This is a genomic window from Microbacterium sp. ProA8, from assembly GCF_039905635.1.
Taxonomy (GTDB): Bacteria; Actinomycetota; Actinomycetes; order Actinomycetales; family Microbacteriaceae; genus Microbacterium; species Microbacterium chionoecetis.
Genome location: NZ_CP157000.1, coordinates 597915 through 615497, shown reverse-complemented (window position 1 = coordinate 615497; position 17583 = coordinate 597915). Strand labels below are relative to the sequence as shown.

The 17583-nt window shown below is 71.8% G+C and carries 15 protein-coding genes; 4 read left to right on the top strand and 11 right to left on the bottom strand.

The genetic code is table 11. The annotated features are described in order from the left end of the window. Positions 1–32: 32 nt before the first annotated feature. Positions 33–1364: an ABC transporter substrate-binding protein gene (locus ABG085_RS02720; RefSeq protein ID WP_347977913.1), complete on the bottom strand. Its 1332-nt coding sequence runs from the start codon at positions 1362–1364 to the stop codon at positions 33–35. A 116-nt stretch (positions 1365–1480) separates the two neighbouring features. Further along, on the bottom strand, positions 1481–2554 hold the full coding sequence (locus ABG085_RS02715; RefSeq protein ID WP_347977912.1) for a substrate-binding domain-containing protein: 1074 nt from the start codon (positions 2552–2554) through the stop codon (positions 1481–1483). A gap of 106 nt (positions 2555–2660) precedes the next feature. Here ABG085_RS02715 and ABG085_RS02710 point away from each other — a divergent pair, with 106 nt between their 5' ends. Together ABG085_RS02710 and ABG085_RS02705 are read left to right on the top strand one after the other, a co-directional pair. Then, complete coding sequence (locus ABG085_RS02710; RefSeq protein ID WP_347979266.1) at positions 2661–4646, top strand: DUF2264 domain-containing protein; 1986 nt, start codon at positions 2661–2663, stop codon at positions 4644–4646. After that, the gene (locus tag ABG085_RS02705) at positions 4643–5653 is read left to right on the top strand and encodes a hydroxyacid dehydrogenase (protein WP_347977911.1); all 1011 of its coding nucleotides are present in this window, start codon (positions 4643–4645) and stop codon (positions 5651–5653) included. Before ABG085_RS02710 ends, ABG085_RS02705 begins: the two co-directional genes overlap by 4 nt. Before the next feature lie 64 nt (positions 5654–5717). Here ABG085_RS02705 and ABG085_RS02700 read toward each other — a convergent pair whose 3' ends face one another. The 5 genes from ABG085_RS02700 to ABG085_RS02680 form a co-directional block, all read right to left on the bottom strand. Continuing rightward, positions 5718–6596, bottom strand: a complete 879-nt coding sequence (locus tag ABG085_RS02700) for a cation-transporting ATPase (protein WP_347977910.1) — start codon at positions 6594–6596, stop codon at positions 5718–5720. Between the two features lie 454 nt (positions 6597–7050). Continuing rightward, a complete protein-coding gene (locus ABG085_RS02695) occupies positions 7051–7791 on the bottom strand; it encodes a cupin domain-containing protein (RefSeq protein ID WP_347977909.1) in 741 nt (246 codons plus the stop codon). A gap of 18 nt (positions 7792–7809) precedes the next feature. Further along, positions 7810–8724, bottom strand: coding sequence for a PmoA family protein (locus ABG085_RS02690; protein WP_347977908.1), 915 nt, complete (start codon positions 8722–8724; stop codon positions 7810–7812). Next, on the bottom strand, positions 8721–9830 hold the full coding sequence (locus tag ABG085_RS02685; protein ID WP_347977907.1) for a Gfo/Idh/MocA family oxidoreductase: 1110 nt from the start codon (positions 9828–9830) through the stop codon (positions 8721–8723). Before ABG085_RS02685 ends, ABG085_RS02690 begins: the two co-directional genes overlap by 4 nt. Before the next feature lie 60 nt (positions 9831–9890). Continuing rightward, on the bottom strand, positions 9891–11207 hold the full coding sequence (locus tag ABG085_RS02680) for an extracellular solute-binding protein (protein WP_347977906.1): 1317 nt from the start codon (positions 11205–11207) through the stop codon (positions 9891–9893). 133 nt (positions 11208–11340) lie between these two features. Between ABG085_RS02680 and ABG085_RS02675 the strand changes: the two genes are divergently transcribed. Next, complete coding sequence (locus ABG085_RS02675; protein ID WP_347977905.1) at positions 11341–12348, top strand: LacI family DNA-binding transcriptional regulator; 1008 nt, start codon at positions 11341–11343, stop codon at positions 12346–12348. 6 nt (positions 12349–12354) lie between these two features. Here the strand turns inward: ABG085_RS02675 and panB are convergent, their stop codons facing one another. The 4 genes from panB to ABG085_RS02655 form a co-directional block, all read right to left on the bottom strand. After that, positions 12355–13215: a 3-methyl-2-oxobutanoate hydroxymethyltransferase gene (gene panB / locus ABG085_RS02670; protein ID WP_347979265.1), complete on the bottom strand. Its 861-nt coding sequence runs from the start codon at positions 13213–13215 to the stop codon at positions 12355–12357. Next, positions 13215–14066, bottom strand: coding sequence for a pantoate--beta-alanine ligase (panC, locus tag ABG085_RS02665; protein ID WP_347977904.1), 852 nt, complete (start codon positions 14064–14066; stop codon positions 13215–13217). Before panC ends, panB begins: the two co-directional genes overlap by 1 nt. Then, the gene (locus tag ABG085_RS02660; protein WP_347977903.1) at positions 14063–14923 is read right to left on the bottom strand and encodes a DUF2520 domain-containing protein; all 861 of its coding nucleotides are present in this window, start codon (positions 14921–14923) and stop codon (positions 14063–14065) included. The genes panC and ABG085_RS02660 overlap by 4 nt, the downstream gene beginning before the upstream one ends. A gap of 293 nt (positions 14924–15216) precedes the next feature. Beyond that, entirely contained in the window at positions 15217–16674 is a 1458-nt protein-coding gene (locus tag ABG085_RS02655; RefSeq protein WP_347977902.1) for a cytosine permease, read from the bottom strand. Positions 16675–16823: 149 nt separating this feature from the next. Between ABG085_RS02655 and ABG085_RS02650 the strand changes: the two genes are divergently transcribed. Continuing rightward, complete coding sequence (locus ABG085_RS02650; protein WP_347977901.1) at positions 16824–17465, top strand: TetR family transcriptional regulator; 642 nt, start codon at positions 16824–16826, stop codon at positions 17463–17465. The last annotated feature ends 118 nt before the right edge of the window (positions 17466–17583 follow it).

The following is a 17583-nucleotide window of genomic DNA, read 5'->3' as shown; positions in this document are numbered from 1 at the left end:
GCGTGCATCCGTGCACGCCGCCCGCGTCGCGGTCACTTCAGTGCGTTCTCGGCCTCGCCGAACCAGCGCTCGGCGGCCTCGGCGGGCGTGGCCGCCCCATACGCGACGTCCTGGCTGATCGCCACGAACGTCTGCTCGAGCGTGCCCAGCCCCTGGACGGCGGGCGGCGCCTGCCCGTCGAGCTTGTCGGCCACCGAGTCCTGGTACGCGAGGATCTGCTCGTCCAGCCCGCTGGCCTCGATGCCCTCGGCTGCGGTCGCGGAGGCCGGCACGCCCCGCGACATCCCGAAGATCGCGCCGACCTCCGGATCATTCACCAGGAAGTCGATGAACGCGGCCGCCTGTGCGGGGTGCTCGCTGTTGGTGCCGATCGACAGCATGAGCCCGGGCTTGAGGAACATGCCCGTGTTGTCTTCGTCGTCGTACGGCGGCATCGCGAGCGAGAGCTCGGGCGCCGCCGGGCCTTCGCTGAAGCGGGGGAGGAAGTTCGCCCAGCTGATGTCGCTCGCGATCTCGGCGGCGCCGAGCGCGTCGACGCCCTCGAACTGGGCCTGCCGCTCGGCCGGCATCGCGCCGCTCGACTCGTGGATCGTGGCGCTGCGCGACCACCAGTCGGCCAGATCCTCCTGGTCGAAGCCGAGCTCACCGTCTTCGATGAACGACAGCCCCTGCTGCCCGAGCCAGATCTGGAACAGCCAGAAGTACTGGGTGTAGTCCAGCGATCCGTACACCACCGGGTCGCCGGAGGCCCCGGCGGCGGACACCTCCGCCAGAAGGTCGTCGTACTCGTCCCACGTCAGCTGTCCCTCGGGCACCTCGACGCCCAACTCCTCCAGCAGCGGGCCGTTGAAGAGCGTCGCGAGCGTGCTGCTCGACGATGCGAGGCCGAAGATCTGGTCGTCGACGGCGCCCGCCTCGACGAGCGACGTCTCGATGCCGTCTGTCGCGATGGTCTCGCCGAGGTACTCGTCGAGGGGCAGCACATGGCCGAACCCGCCGTACTCGGCGAGGTAGGCGAGGTCCATCTGGAACACGTCGGGAAGGGTTCGGCTCGCAGCCTCGGTGTTGCGCGCCGTCCAGTAGTCGCCGAAGCTCGCGAAGCTGGTCTGGATGGTGATGTTCGGGTTCTGCTCCTCGAAGAGGTCGATCGCCGCCTCGTACCGCTCCGCGCGGCTGGCATCGCCCCACCATGCGAAGTTGAGGGTGACCTTCTCGTCCGGGTCCGCCGTAGCTGCGGGCTCGGCGCCTCCGCCGGAACAGCCGGTGAGGACAGCGAGGCTGCCGACCGCGAGGAAAGCCCCCGCGGTGAGTGCGCCTCGCCGCGCCGCAGACCTGGCGGCACTGGTGATTGCTCGGGTTGTCATCGGAGCCTCCTTGCTCGTTGCCTCTCGTCGCCCACCCGGCGGACGTGCACCGGGGGCTGTGCAGAGACAATGTAGGTCGGCGTTCAGGCCGGCGATGAGCAAGCGGACAAAAACGATCAGTCGTGCGCCCCGCACGACTCCCGCACCGTCAACCGGGGCAGCATCGTGATGTGCCGGGCCGCACTGGCGCTTCGGTCAGGTGCCGCGATCCGCTCGGTCAGGATCCGCATCGCCTCGTGGCCGAGATCGCGCCCGGGCGGCGTGACGCTCGTCAGCGGAACCATCGCGAGCCCCGCGGTGTCGTCGTCGAAGGCGACGACCGCGAGGTCGTCGGGCACCCGGATGCCGCGATCCATCGCCAGCTCGACCAGCCGGGCGGCATGCACGTCGGTGTGCACCAGCACCGCCGTCGTCCCTGCCGCGAGACAGGCCTCGAGGAACGCCACGAGCGCGGCGTCGAGCGGATCGCCGTCGCCCTCGCCCTTGGGCAGGGCCACCGACGGCGCCCGGTCGAGGCCGAGCCGAGCCACGGCGGCGCCGTGTCCATCGCGCACCAGGGGGGCGGTGGGGGTGCGATCGAAGAGCGCCAGCCCCACCGCCGTGTGACCCAGCCGCGCGAGATGCTCGACGGCGAGTTCGGCGCCGCGCTCATGGTCGGTGCGAGCACTGTCGTACACGGCAAGGGAGGTGGATTCCAGCCGTCGCTCCAGGAACACGACCGGCACCGGAATGGTGCTCACCCACTCCGCCAGCTCGGCCTCGGTGCGATTGCGCATCGTCGGTGCGAAGACGATCCCGGCCACGCCGATCTCGATCAGGCGTTCGACCTGCCGTTGCTCGAGATCCTCCCGGTACTGCGACGTCGCGAGCACCACGCGCGTGCGGACGCCGTGGGATGCCGCATCCATTCCGCGCACGATCTGGGGATAGTGGCTGACGGAACCCGGGACGACCACGCCGACGTTGGTACGCGCGGCCTGCGGGATCGCGGGGGCGCCGACGGCGATCGCACCGCCGTGCACCCGGGCGAGCTTGCCCGATTTCTCAAGCTCCACGATGTCGCGACGCACCGTGACCTGCGAGACGCCGAGCTCTGCGGCGACGTCGGCGGCGCTGACGCTGCCATGCAGTGCCACCTGCCGCAGCAGATGTTCGTGACGTGTCCTCGGCAGCGAGTTGTGTCCCGTCATGGTGCGAAGTCCGTTCGTCGCAGGCTGTTCCGTTGGCCGATCCTGATCGGAATTGTCCGAAAGGGCCGATGGCTACAGGATCGTAGTGCACGATCGACGCGTGACGATGACGTACGGGGAACCCGAAGTGGCGACGACGACAGGACGAGACCGCTGGCAGGCTCTCGCGGACCGGCTGCTCGAGAGCGTCAGCCCGTACGCCTCCCCGAGCGGTTCGCTCATCGTGCTGCCGGGCCCGGCGAGCGCCTCCGGGCGGTGGAGCGACGGACTCGAGGGGTTCGCCCGCACCGGCCTGCTCGCCGCCTTCCGCACCCGCGGCGCGGACGGGGACGACCCGGCGCGCCTGATCGAGCGCTACGCGCGCGGCCTCTCGGCCGGAACCGACCCCTCGCACGCGGAGCGCTGGCCTTCCATCGCGGAGCGTCGACAGGCGGTACCCGAGGCCGCATCCGTCGCGATCCTGCTGTCGGAGACCCGTCCGTGGCTCTGGGAGCAGCTCGATCCGGCGGTGCAGGAGCGCACGGTGGACTGGCTCGCCGGGGTGGTCGGGACCAGCGGCTACACGAACAACTGGACGTGGTTCCAGACGGTGATCGAGACCTTCCTGCGGTCGGTCGGAGGCCCGTGGCGCCAGGACGACCTGGATCGCAACACCGAGATCCAGGAGAGCCTCTATCGCGGTGACGGCTGGTACTCGGACGGCGCCGGACCGGACGGCTCGCAGCAGAGCTTCGACCACTACGCGGGCTGGGCGTGGCACGTGTACCCGCTTTTCCAGGCGCGCATCCTCGGTGAGGACCTCTCCCAGGTCCACCGTGAACGCCTGCGCGCGTTCCTCGAGCAGGCCGGCGACCTCGTGGGGGGCACCGGCGCTCCCCTCTTCCAGGGCCGCTCACTCACCTATCGCTTCGCCACGCTCGCCCCGTTCTGGGCGGGGGCGATCGCCGGCGAGACGCCGTTGCCGACAGCTGCCACGCGAGTGCTGGCCGACGCGGTTCTCGACCACTTCGTGGACGGCGGAGCGATCGACGAGCGCGGGCTGCTCTCGATCGGCTGGCACCGGGAGTTCCGCGCACTGCGCCAGGCATACACAGGCTCGTCATCGACCTATTGGGCGAGCAAGGGGATGATGGGCCTCCTCCTGCCCGAGCAGCACCCCGAGTGGTCCGCTGCGGCGGAGGCTGCCGCTCCCGGCTCGACCGCGTCGGTGAGCGTGCGCTCGCTCTCGGCGCCGGGCTGGCTGGTGGTCCGTTCCGAGGCCGACGGGATCGCGCGCGTGCTCAACCACGGCTCCGACGGGTTCCGCGGCCCCGCGGGTGGGGTCCGCGCCGACAATCCCTTCTACCACCGGCTGGGGTACTCGACGGCGACCTCCCCCGACCTGTCGCTGGGAGGGGTCGCCGAGCCGCTCGAATCGCACGTCGCACTGCTCGACGCCGACGGCGCGCCCTCCCACCGTGACCGCATCGAGCGTGTCCACCTGGGCGACCGCGTCGCGGTCTCGCGTTCGCGGGTGCACTGGCTGGACACCCCCGCCACGGCAGGCGCGTCCGCCGACGTCGCGGGATGGGCGGCGCTTCGTCGGGGACCGCGCGTCACCGTGGCGTCGGTCGTGCATGGAGTCGCTGAGCTCAGGCTGGCGTGGTGGAACGCCGTGGCGCCCGCCCCGCAGCCGTCGGCGATCGACGACCTCGACGCGGCGTGGCCCGAAGCGGACGGGCCCTGGTCGTTCCGCATCGGCGGCTGGGCGCTTCCCGTGCACGACGGGCGATGGAGGGCGACGGCGGCCTCCACGGCGGCCCGCGACGACGGCGCGGCGTCGGCCGTCATCGGTGTGCGCGGTATGGAGCAGCAAGGCATCGCCCACCGCGTCGGCGGCGACCCGTTCGCCGCCGGCTCCGTCACACCGTGGGCCCGTGGCACTGCGCCCGCCGCCGAAGGCGACGTCGTCGCAGCGCTCGTGGCGCTCGGCGCCGAGCGCACTCTCGATCTGGAGAATCCGCCCGAGATCGAGATCGCGGCGGATCGCGTCACGGTGCGCTGGAGTGACGGTGCCGTCGATGTCGTGCCGGCCGACGGGGTGCGTGCGTGAACCCCGAGTCACGCCCGAAGGCGCTGCTCGCGATGGAGTCGCCGCAGCTCGCGGACGACCTCTTCGGCGCCCGCGCACGCCGCGATCTCGACGGCGTCGTCGCCGTGCACGAGTCGGTGCTCACCCCCGGTCTCCCCGCCGTTCCGGCGTCGACCGCCGACACCGAGATCCTCATCACCGGCTGGGGCGCCCCGCGACTCGACGAGGAGGTGCTCGCCAACTGGCCGCGACTGCGTGCCGTGGTGCACGCCGCGGGCTCGGTGAAGCGCCTCGTCACCGGGGCGGTCTGGGAGCGCGGCATCCGCGTGTCCAGTGCTGCCGGCGCGAATGCCGTGCCCGTCGCGGAGTACACCCTCGCGACCATCCTGCTCAGCGCGAGTGACGTGCTGCGCTCGGCTCACGACTTCCAGCGCACCCAGGACATGCTCGCCGCCCGTCCACGCGGCGACGTGGGCGCGTTCGGCATCACCGTGGGGGTGATCGGCGCGTCGAGGATCGGCAGGCGGGTGCTCGAACTGCTCCAGCCCTTCGACATCGAGTGCCTGCTCGTCGATCCCTCGCTGTCCGCCGTGGAGGCCGCCGAGCTCGGGGCGGAACTCGTCTCGCTGCCTGAGCTTCTCGCCCGCTCGCAGGTGGTCACGATCCACGCGCCGGCGCTGCCCGAGACCTACCGCATGATCGGCCGGGACGAGCTCGCCCTCATGGCCGACGGCTCCACCCTCATCAACACGGCGCGCGGCTCGCTCGTCGACACCGAGGCGCTGGTCGACGAGCTGCGCGCCGATCGGCTTCGAGCCGTGCTCGATGTGACGGATCCCGAGCCTCTGCCGGCGGGGCATCCGCTCTTCTCCCTTCCGGGGGCGACGCTCACGCCTCACATCGCGGGGTCGATCGGCAACGAACTGCGACGCATCGGACATCACGTCGTCGCCGAGGTGCAGCGCTTCGTGCGCACCGGGGAGTTGGCGGACGAGGTCACCTCGCCCGATCTCGCCCGCATCGCCTGAGCGCGCCACCGCACGAAAAGGGCAGAAGCCCGATGCACCTATCGGTGAAGGCGGGCGGGCGCGCTCAGTTGCCGAAGAAGTCGCCGAGCCCGGGGAGCTCGAAGTTCGACAGCTGGTCGCCGAGGCCCGAGACTGTCTCGCCCGCGCCCGAGACGAGGTCGCCGGCGGCTCCGAAGTCGACACCGCCTGCGATGGCGTCCAGATCGACGCCGCTCGCGATCGCATCGAAGTCGATGCCGGAGGTGACGGCCTGCGCCAGGATCGGTGCGGCGACCGTGCTCACCACGGCGGCGCCCGCGACGGCTCCGAGCACTCCGCCTGCACCGACCAGAGCGGCGCTGCGGCCCATTCCGCCGGGTGCCCCCGAGCGGGAGCGTCCGACGCGCGCGAGGAGTCCCGCCATCGTTCCGGGCCGCAGGGCCTCGGTGCGGGCGGCGGCTCGCGCGAGGTCGGGGGCCTCCGCCGTGCGCGGCTGCTCGGCGGGCCGGAGTTCGGACCGCATGCCCGCCTGCACCTGCGCCCGCTGCTGCGGGGTGAGGCGGGCGAAGGCCTCACGGTGGATCGCCTCGACCTGGTGCGGGTCCGACGTCTGGAGGAGGTACTCGTAGCGGGCGATGGCCGCGCGGTCCGCAGCGGTGGGTGCGGTGCCGGCCGGCGCGGCGGGAGCCGCCGCGGGGCCGCTGGGGGCCCACGAGCCGGCCGCCGGCGGAGGGGTCAGCCCGACGCCCGGCGCGGCGTGGTGCGCCGGCGGCTGTGAGGCGTGCGGCATCCGTCCGTCCGGAGCGGGAGAGGTGGCTGCCGGCTTGCCGTCACCGGTGACCGCGCCCGCGACATCGCGGACCATCGAGCGCCAGTCGCGGCTTCCGCCGCGCGTCGAGGACGACGAGCCGGACGAGTCGAGCGCCTTGGCGGCGAGGTCGAAGATGCGGTTGAGCGAGCCCATAGGGGTTCCTTCCTGTCGGAGACGTGGCGAGACGAAGATCGCCAAGGTCTCCTCCACCCCGAAGGGCCGGCAACCCGGGATCCGGCGCTGGATCCGTAGTGACGAGCGTGCCGCAGGCGGGAGTACTCCCCTTGTGCCACCCAGCCTAGGGCCCGGGCGCACCCCTCCCCGGCGGCTTCGGCGGGTTCATCGCGCTCTCTCAGCGGATTGATCGATTCCGGATGCCGCGTCGGTGCGGTCCGGGAGTTGCGGGCTACGGGGCCCCGGAATCCGGCGTTGTCCGGACATCGGCCCCCAACCGCTCGCTGTCGCGGGGTGCGGTCCGGGATTTGCGGGTCCTGGGGCCCGCGGCATCCGGCGTTGTCCGGACATCGGCCCCCAACCGCTCGCTGTCGCGAGGTGCGGTCCGGGAGTTGCGGGTCCTGGGGCCCGCGGCATCCGGAACCGTCCGAGGTCAGCGCAGCGCGCGGGGATCGCTCACGTCGTAGGCGCTCAGGCGTCCGCACATGCCGAAGCCGCGCTCGCCGGTCAGCGCCGGCGCCTCGGAGATCGCCGCCAAGGCGAGGTGCGCGGCGTCGCCGCGGGCGAGCGCCCGCGTGATGTCGAGGCTGTGGGCGGCCTGCGCGACCGGACCGCGTTCGACGATCCCGGTCCACGCGGCCGCGCGCTCCCTCACGAGGGCCGCCGCCGCGGCGTGGAATTCACGGAGAGGTGCCGGATCGCCGGCGTCCACGGCCGCGCGGAGCCGGAGATAGCCCTCGACGGCGAGGTCGCGGCGCCGGGCCGCGGCATCCGCCCTCGCCTCCAGCGGTTCTGCCGGCAGCGTCGCCGCCCCGGCGTACCGCTCGGGATCGGCCACGATGTCGGGCGGGAAGGTCATGACGGCGTCGCCCGCTTCCGGCAGCCCGGCGTTGCCCATGACCACGAGCACCTTCAGATCGCCGTGGTTGACGGCGCGGTGGATGGTGCCCGGCGTGAACCACACCACCGATCCCTCGCTCAGCGCAGTCTCGCGGGCACCGCCGGCGTCGATCGTGTGGAGCTCACCACGGCCGCCGATCACGACGTAGCACTCGGTCGAGGCGAGGTGCATGTGGGGGCTGCCGCCGTGCAGGCCGTCGGGCGCGGCGTCGTCGTAGACGTCGAGCAGCGTGACGGACGTCGCTCCGGGAAAGCTCGGCGGGGTGAGAGGCATGGCGTTCCTTTCGGGCCGTCAGACAGCGACCGGTTCCAGGATGCCGCGAAGAACGCCCGCGAGGGGCTCCGCGGCCTCCGCTCCCCCGTCGGCGATGCCGACCGCGTACCGGAAGCGCACCGTCTCGCCCGGCGCGACGACGACCTCTTCGCTGAAGAAGGGCGCGGGGTTGAGGGCGGCGAACTCCTCCGAGCGCGCGAACCACTGCGGCGGGTGGTGCGGGTTCGACGCGTCGTCGAGCATCAGCACGAGCGAGGTGGCGTCGACGTCGTCGTGCCGGCCCACGAACCCCATCCACTCGTGGCGGGAACCTCGCACGTCGTCGCCCGCACCCGAAGCGCCGGGCGCGACGACCGTGCCGTTCGTGAACGAGCGGGGTCCCCGCCAGAACAGCCCGCCGTAGCCGGCGTTCTCGCGTCCCCTCGTCGTGGGCGATCCGATGGCGATCGGCGAGCCCGACACGTTGGTCAGCCGTGTGTCGAAGATGAGCGCCCACGCCTCGTCCGACACGACCTCGGCGGTCAGCTCCCGCTGCTCGGCGAAGAGCACGGCGCCCGCCTCGGTGATCCAGCGCAGCTCGTGCGAGATGCGCGCGCGGTCGCCGGCCGCGAGGTCGATCGCGCCCTCGTGCTGCTGCACGCCGTTGTTGGGCAGCTGCACGTAGAACTGCCCGTGGACGTATGTCGGGCCGCCCCAGAAGTTCTCGTCGTTCACGACCGGCAGCGACCACGCGATGCCCTTGTGCCACACGTGGTCGTGCGGACGGAAGAGGCTGACCAGGTCGCCGCGGCGCGTGCGGAGGGGGTGCAGGTACGGCTTGGGCGACTCCAGCGGTGCCGTCGACGGCTGGTAGACGTACGTGAAGAGGTCGACGTCGCCGTCGCGGACGGTTACCGACGAGCCCAGTTCGTGGGTGACGCGCAGGGCGCTCATACGAGGACCTCCTTCACGGGCGCCCAGGGCACGGCCCCACCGCTCATCGAGCGGACGAACGGGTCGTCGCCCGCCAGCTCGCCGGCGTCGATCGTGGTGCCGCGGAACGCCGACGCGTACGTCGCCGCCGCGAACTCGAGCGTGTGCCGGGCCTCCGCGAGGTCGACGCCCGGCGCCTCCCCGGCCTCGAGCGCGTCGAAGATCGCGCGCAGCTGGTCGAGGTGACCGCTCTTCGATCCGCTGTCGAGTCCCCCGCTCCAACGGCTCGCGAGGTGCTCGTGGCCGGGGGCCGGTGTGAACGTCCAGTCCTCGCTCGTGTACCCGTAGAGGTGCTGCACCTCCACCGACGCGTACTCGAAGTCGAAGCGCAGCCGCGAGGTCTCGTGCGGTGAGACCAGCGAGTTGACGACCGTCGCGAGCGCGTCGTTCTCGAAGCGCACGAGTGCCGTCGAGACGTCCTCGGTGTCGGTCGGGCGCAGCTGCCGGGCCGCGAACGCGCTCACCTGCGACCAGCGGCCGAAGATCGCGAACAGCAGATCGAATTGATGGATGCCGTGGCCCATGGTGGGACCGCCGCCTTCGACATCCCATCGCCCGCGCCACGGCACATCGAAGTACTCGTCGGGTCGATACCACAGCGTCTCGCACGTGGCCACGAGCGGCCGGCCCAGTTCGCCCGCCTCGGCGAGCGCTTTGAGGTGACGCGCCGCCGCGCCGAAGCGGTGCTGGAACACCGTCAGCACCGGCACGCCTGTCTCGGCCTGCACCGCCGCCAGCTCATCCACCTCGCCGAGGTTGAGCGCGGTCGGCTTCTCGACGAGCGACGGTACACCCGCGCGCATCGCCTGGACGGCGAGGGGCGTGTGGGTTTGCGGCGGCGTGCAGATGTGAACGAGATCGAGCCGCTCGCTCGCGAAGAGCGCGGCGGCGTCCGGATGGACCCGGTCGACGCCGAACCGCTCGGCGAACTCCTGCGCGCGATCGCGGTCGAGGTCGACCACCCCGGCGATCTCGACGCGCGGAGCCAGGCTCCTGAGCGCCTCGGCGTGGGCGTGGGCGATGCCGCCGGTGCCGATGATCCCGACACGGAAAGTGGGCGAAGGCATGATGCTCCTGTCGTTCGAGGAGAGGTCCGCGAGGCGGACGACGGACGGATGGCCGCTCGGCTACTGGTTGAGGATCACGTCGATCTCGGCGAAGAGCTGATCCACCGCGTCGTCGACCGTGACCGTCCCGAAGCCGAGCTCCTGGCCCAGCGCCTTGAACTTCGCCTCGATGGAGCCGTAGCCGACGATTGGCACCGGCGGCGGGTCGCCGAGACGGTCGGCGATGGACTCCTCGTAGTCGAGGATCTGCTGGGCGATCGCATCCACCTCGATGCCGTCGCGCTGCGTCTCGGACGCGGGCATGCCGCGGTTCGTGCCGAAGATGGCACCGACCTCGGGGCTGTTCGCCATGAAGTCGATGAACGTGGCGGCCGCCTCGGGGTGCTCCGTCGTCGCCGCACCCGACATCAGCATGCCGGCCTTCATGTACAGGTCCTTCGCGCCCTCCTCTGTCACCGGCGGTGCGACGAGGTTCACCTCGGGGTATGCCGCACCGAGGTTCGCGAGGTAGCCGGCGCCGAAGTTGTCCCAGGTGATCTCGGTGAGCTGCTTGGCCGCGTCGAATCCCGACATCGGTGCCAGCTCCTCGAGGCGCTGCTGCGGGGTGACGACGTCTTCGTCGCGCAGTTCGACGCCGCGGTCCCAGAACTCCGCGAGTTCCTCCTTGGTGAAGCCGACCTCCCCGTCCTCGGTGAACAGTGACTTCCCGTCGGAACGCAGCGCGAGTTCGAACGTCTGGATGAAGCCGGTGGGGTTGCTTGCTCCCCAGGCCTCGATGCCGGACTCCTCGGCCGCCTCGCGGGCGGTGCGGAGCCAGTCGTCGTAGTCGTCCCAGTCGCCGCCGCCGAACGGTTCGACGCCCACCTCTTCGATGAGGGTCGGGTTCTCGAACATGCCCAGTGCGTTCGTCGAGATCGGCATGCCGACCGTCGCGTCGCCGACCTTCGCGATGTCGAGAACGTTCTGCTCGTAGCCGTCCGTCGCGATGACGCCGTCGAGGTAGGGCGTGAGGTCGAGGACCAGGCCGTTCTCCGAGTACTGACGGACGTAGGTCATGTCCATCTGGAAGACGTCGGGCAGATCCTTGCCCGCCGCCTCGGTCTGGCGCTTCTCCCAGTACTCGTCCCACGCGAGGAACGTCGCGTCCACCGTGATGTTGGGGTACTCCTCGTTGAACGCCGCGATGGCCTCGTCATACAGCTCGGCACGCACGTCGTTGCCCCAGAACGCGAAGTCGAGCTCGACCTTCTCGTCGGGGTCGTAGGTCGACGCGGCTTCGCCCGGCGCGGACCCTCCCGCGCATCCGGCGAGCACCACGCCGAGGGCGCCGGCGATGACGAGGGCGCCGGCGGCGCGCTTCTTCCTGCTCGTGAACATCATTGTCCTTTCACTGGATCGCGGTGCGGTGCAACCGCGTGAACCTTCACTTAGTGATCGATCACTTTCGTGCGAGGTCGAGAATAGTGAAGGTTCACGAACTGTGTCAACATGGAGCTCCGAGGAGGCACCCGTGACCGACACCGCACCGCACCGCCGGCCGACGATCATGGAGGTCGCGCGCCTGGCGGATGTCTCCCACCAGACGGTCTCGCGCTACTTCCGCGCCCCCGACGGCCTCAAGCCCGCGACGAAGGCCCGCGTGCAGGCGGCGGTCGAGCAGCTCCACTACCGCCCGAACCTCGTGGCCCGATCGATGCGCACCCGCCAGACCGGCCGCCTCGCGGTGATCGTGCCGACGCTCGCGTACAGTCCCGCCCGCATGCTGGCCGGGGCGGGCGCGGCGGCGCATGCGGCCGGATACGCGGTCGAGGTGCTCAGCCTCGAGGGCGGCGCCGAGGAGCGCACCCGGCGGGTCGCCGAGCTCGCCGACTCGGGTCAGGTCGACGGCATCGTCTCGTTCGCCCCCGTGCTGGCGTCCGCCGAGCTGCAGGCTTCGAGCGGCACCCCGATCGTCGCGTCGGCCGACTTCGACGACGAGATGCGCGGCATCGGCGAGCTGGCGGATGCCTCCGCCATCGCGGAGCTCATCCGCGGCCTCGCCGACCTCGGCCACCGCCGCTTCCTGCACGTCACCGGAGACCTCCAGTTCGCCTCGGCACGCGCTCGCCGCGACACCTACCTCGAGACGCTCGCGCAGCTGGGTCTGGAGTCCCTCGGCGTGGCGGAGGGCGACTGGTCGGCCGAGGACGGCATCGCTGCGGTCCAGGCGCTCCCCGACCGCGGCGGCCCGACGGCCGTGGTGGCGGCGAACGACCTGGTCGCGGGCGGCGTGATCCGCGGCGCGATCGACCGCGGGTGGCGGGTGCCCGACGACCTCAGCGTCACCGGCTGGGACGACCACGACCTCGGCCGCCTGCTCAGCCCGTCGCTCACGACGGTGGAGATCAACCTCGAGGGGCTCGGCGCGCGCGCGATGACACGCCTGATCGCCGCGCTGCGCGACGAGCCCGCTCCGCCCGAGAAGCGGGGCCTGCACCGCGTCATCTGGCGCGAGTCGACGGGCCCTGCGCCCCGCTGACCGGCGTCAGTCCGTCGCGTTGCCGCCGAGCGCCTCGCGCGCCGCGGCGACCGCGGCCTCGTTCGCGCTGTACCCGTGCTCGGCTCCCGGGAAGACGCCGCCGCGCACCTCGGCGGCATATGCCGCGACGCCGCCGGCCATCTCGTCGCCGACGGAGGCGAAGCGTTTGACGAACGCCGCGGTCTTGCCCTCGGTGATGCCGAGGAGGTCGTGCATCACGAGCACCTGGCCGTCGGCGCGGCCCGCGCCGATGCCGATCACGGGGATGTCGAGGGCCGGCAGCACGACGTCGACGACCTCGGCCGGCACCGCCTCGACCACGAGCATGCTCGCGCCGGCCTCCTGCACGGCGACGGCCTCGCGCGCGAACCGCGCGGCGGAGTCGGCCGTGCGTCCTTGCGCGCGCATCCCACCCAGCGCGACCGCGGTCTGCGGCGTGAGCCCCACGTGCGCGACGACGGCGATGCCGGCCGCGGCGATCGCGCGGATGCGGCTCAGCCGCGCCTCGCCGCCGCCCTCGAGCTTGACGGCGTCGGCGCCCGCCTCGCGGACGAACCGCACCGCCGTGGCGACGGCCTGCTCGTCCGACACCTCGGTCGAGCCGAAGGGCAGGTCGCAGACGACGAATGCCGACCGGACGCCGCGGCGCACGGCGCGGGCGAGCACCAGCATCTCGTCGATCGACACCGCCACCGTCGAGTCGTAGCCGAGTACGACCTGCGCTCCGGAGTCTCCGACGAGCACCATGTCGACCTCGGCCCGCTCGGCGACGCGCGCCGTCGGGTAGTCGTAGGCCGTCACCATGACGATGGGCTCACGGCCGGCCTTCATCTCTTCCAGCCGCCGAAGCGTCACCTGCGGGCGCATCACGAACCTCCTGCGTCGATCACGGTGTTGTCGATGAGCCGGGTGGCGCCGACGCGCGCGGCGATCGCCACGAGCGTCGGGCGATCCACGAGGGGAACCGGCTCGAAGGTCTCGGGGTCGACGAACGCGACGTACTCGAGCGCGATCATCCCCTCGGCGAGCACGTCCAGTGCCCGGTCGCGCAGCGATCGGGGATCGCGGATGCCGGAGCCCGCGGCATCCGTCACCGCCTGCAGTGCGCGCGGAATGGCCAGCGCCCGGGCGCGCTCGTCCGGCGACAGCCGGGCGTTGCGGCTCGAGCGGGCGAGGCCGTCGTCGTCGCGCGACGTCGGACACACCACGAGCTCCACCGGCACGTTGAGATCGGCGGTCAGGCGCCGGAGCACGGCGACCTGCTGCGCGTCCTTCGCGCCGAAGTAGGCGGCATCCGGCGACGCGGCGAGCAGCAGCTTCGTCACGACCGTCGCGACGCCGTCGAAGTGGGCGCGGCCGCGCTGCGCGCCTTCGAGGGTCTCGGCGACCGGGCCGGTCACGCTCACAGTGGTCGAGAAGCCGGCGGGGTACATCTCTGCGGGGTCCGGCGCGAAGACCACGTCGACGCCCGCTTCGGCGGCGAGCGCGACGTCGCGCTCCTCGGTGCGCGGGTAGGCGGCGAGGTCGGCCTGCTCGGTGAACTGCGTGGGGTTCACGAAGATCGACATCACGACGGTGTCGTTGTCGGCACGGGCGGCGCGCACCAGCGTGAGGTGCCCCTCGTGCAGTGCGCCCATCGTCGGCACCAGGCCGATGCGGCCGCTGCGTCGATCGCGCAGCGCGTTGCGCAGGTCGGCGATCGTGCGGACGACGGTCACCACGGCTCCTCCCCAGGGCGGGCGCCGGTCGCGAGGTCGCGGGCGGGTCTGCGCGTCGCCGCGAGGTCGCGGGTCGCGTCGGCGAGGGCGTCGAAGAGGGCGAGGCGGTGCGGCATCCGCTCGGCCACCGCCGTGCGCTGGCGGGCGACCGTGTCCTCGTCGCCGCGCGCGATGGGACCCGTGAGGGCGGATGCCGCACCCTGGGCCCGCCAGTTCTCCACCGTCGCGTGCACGAGCGGGGCGAGGGCGTCCCGCGGCACGCCGGCGGTCGCGGCCAGTTCCTCGGCGAAGCCCTCGAGGGTCACCAGGAAGTTCGACGCGATCGACGCCGCCGCGTGATACGCCCCCCGGTCGGCATCGGCGACCTCGATCGGCGTCATGCCGAGGGCCCTCGCGATGGCCGCGGCGACCTCGAGTGCGCGAGGCGTGGAGCCCGCGACGGCCGCAGGCACGCCGTCGAAAAGGGCACGGTCGCCGGCCACGGTCATAAGGGGATGGATGCTGAGCGCCTCGTGCGGGGCGAGCGGCTCGAGCGTCGTCGCACCCGAGAAGTGCCCCACCAGCGGGCCGGGGGCGATGAGGTGTGCGGCCGCGCCGATCTCAGCATCCGGAACCGCCAGCAGCACGATGGCGGCCGCATCGCCGGTCGCGCCTCGCCCGAGGGGACCGCGGACGTCGACCCCCGCCGCGCGGAGTGCCGCCGCCATGGAGCGCCCGACGCGCCCGTCACCGATGATCGCCACGGGCCCCTGGGCCGCCGCGGGGCGCTGCGAGACCATGGGGTCATCGGCTGCCGCGGGACGGGCGTTCGCCGCCCTGCCGTGGGCGCGCACGGACAAGGGATCGAGGTCCGGCATCGTCGCCCCTCCCGTGTTCGCGGCTGGTGAACCAGGGTTCAAAAGTACCGTGCGGGCTCGCCCGGTCCGTCCACGGACGGATCCGGCAGCATCCGTCACCGCTCGGCTTCCCTCCCCAATCCTTCTCCGCCAACAGGTCAACCGGCCTTGCGCAGGAGGTTGGATCGTTCCAACCTCCTGTGGAAGCGCGGTTGACCTGTTGACGACGCTCGCCGGCTGGCGCCGCGCGTCCTGACGAATGCGCAGCGCCCTCCCGCCAGCGGCGGAAGGGCGCTCTGAGGCGGAGCCGGCCCTCAGCTCGCGTCGGGTCGCCCCGCCTTGCCGAGCGGCGTGCGGAGCAGCACCGTGTAGACGAGCACCGACACCACCATCCCGACCGGCACCGAGAGATCGACGTAGCCGAGGCTCTCGGCGATGGGTCCGGTCCAGACCTCGGTCGACAGGCACAGCGCGGTCGCCGTGCCGCCGATGAGCACCGCCGCGATGCCGGGAATGCTCCAGCCGCCGCTGTACCAGAAGCGGCCCCCGCGCTCCTCGTCGAAGAGGTCGGCGCCGTCGTAGCGGCCACGGCGCAGCAGCACGTCGGCGACGAACACGGCCATCGTGGGTGCCGAGACGATCACGAGGAACTGCAGCATGAGGTTGACGGCATCCAGGAGGCTCGTCGACAGCACCAGGTAGACGGTGAGCGCGGTGCCGATCAGGCCGACGACGATCGCGGCCGGGATGCGGCGAATAGGCAGGCCGATCGCCTGCAGCGCCATGCTCGAGGTGTAGGTCGTCATGCCGTTGAGCGCGATCGTGTTCGCGATCACGCCGATGACGAGCACCGGCCCGAGCCAGCCGGGCAGCAGGCCCAGGAGCGCGGATTCGATGCCGGCATCCATCGCCTCGCCCGTGACCGCGGTCGCGAGGAGCGCGCCGACCACGGTGAAGACCATGCCCGGCAGCGCCCCGCCGAGCGCCGTCGCGGCGATGATGTGCGACGCCTTCGTGGAGCGCGGAAGGTAGCGGGCGATGTCGGGGCTGTTGATGTACGAGATCGGGCCGGAGGCGATGATCGTGAAGCCGATCGTGATGGCAGACCACAGCGGCACGCCCGACAGGGGCTCGGGCTGCTGGAAGCCCAGGTCGACCTGCGGCAGGAGGAACGCCGCCACGGTCACGAAGATGACGGCCAGCACGATGGCGAGCCACGAGTACACGCGCAGGATGAGCGCGTGCCCGTACACGGCGACGAGCACGGTCAGCGCCGAGATGACGAGGGTCACGACGATCGGCACGATCACCGGGTCGGTCAGACCCATGCCGGCGAGCAGGCCCGCGCCGAGGAACGACGACGCGAGCCAGTTGAGCGCGAGGAACACCGCCCCGATGAGCCAACCGGTGAAGGCCACGACGGGCTTGTTGCCGATGATGCCGTAGATCGCGCGCGTGATGACCGAACCCGATGTGCCGGCCGCCGGCCCGCTGATCGCGATCGTGCCAGGCAGCACCCAGAGCGCCGAGGCGGCGATCACGACGAGCACCGCCTGCCACAGCTCGAGTCCCAGCAGCACGAGGGTCGCGCCGATCGTGAAGTTCAGGATGCTGACGCTCGGCGCCGCCCAGACGAAGAAGAGATCGCGCGCACGGCCGTGGCGCTCGCCGGCGCCGATCAGCTCGATGCCCCGCGTCTCCGGCTGGGTCGCGGCATCCACGAACTCCGTCTGCGACGGCGATGCCTGCGCGGTCTGCGGTTGCTGTGTCACGGGTGATCCTCTCGGTCGGCCCGACGACGTCGTCGGGCCGCGGCTTCGTTGCTCGGGATGCGGCCGCCTATTGGTCGCACGAACAATAGGTTATTGGTCACACATCCAATAGCATGGATCGCATGGTGTCAAGCGGTGAGCCTCGGAGGGTGCGCAAGCGCCCCGAGGAACGCCGGGAGGAGATCCTGGCGGCGTCCGCCGACATCGCCCTCACCGAGGGCCTCGAGCGCATCACGCTGCGTGCGGTCGCCGACCGGCTCGGCGTGCGCCCCGGCCTGATCACCCACTACTTCCCCGCCGCAGAAGACCTGGTGGTCGCCGCATTCGTGCGCGCGGCCTCGGGTGAGCGCGCGCAGCTCTTCCGCCGCGACGGCACCGCGACAGAGCGACTGGCGCGGCTCGTCGCCGGGTATGAGAGCCACGAATCGTGGGATCTCGCGCGTCTCTGGCTGAACGCGCGCCACCTGTCGCGCTTCAGCCCCGCCCTGAACGAGGCGCTCGTCGAAGAGGAGGCGCTCAACCAGGCCGGCATCGTCGACATCATCGAGCAGGGCGTCGCCGCGCGCGAGTTCGCCGACGTCGATCCGTACGTCGCGGGCACGCGCATCCTGATGGCGGTCGACGGCCAGAGCGCGTCGGTCAACAACAGCGGCGAGCCCTCGCAGGAGCCCTACGAGCACTTCGTGTCGGACGTCGCCGAATGGACGCTGGGGCTCCGCCCGGGCACGTTGCGCGCAGAGGGCGCCGTCGCGCTCACGACAAACGCACGGCCGCACCACGAACGCCGGTGAGATCCCCGCGGATGAGGTGCCGGCGCGGACCTCCGCGTCCGCCTCGCGCAACTCCCTGCCCTTACCAGGATAACGGCCGGAGGGGGCCTTGCGGCAAGGGCCCCCTGGGGGCGCATAC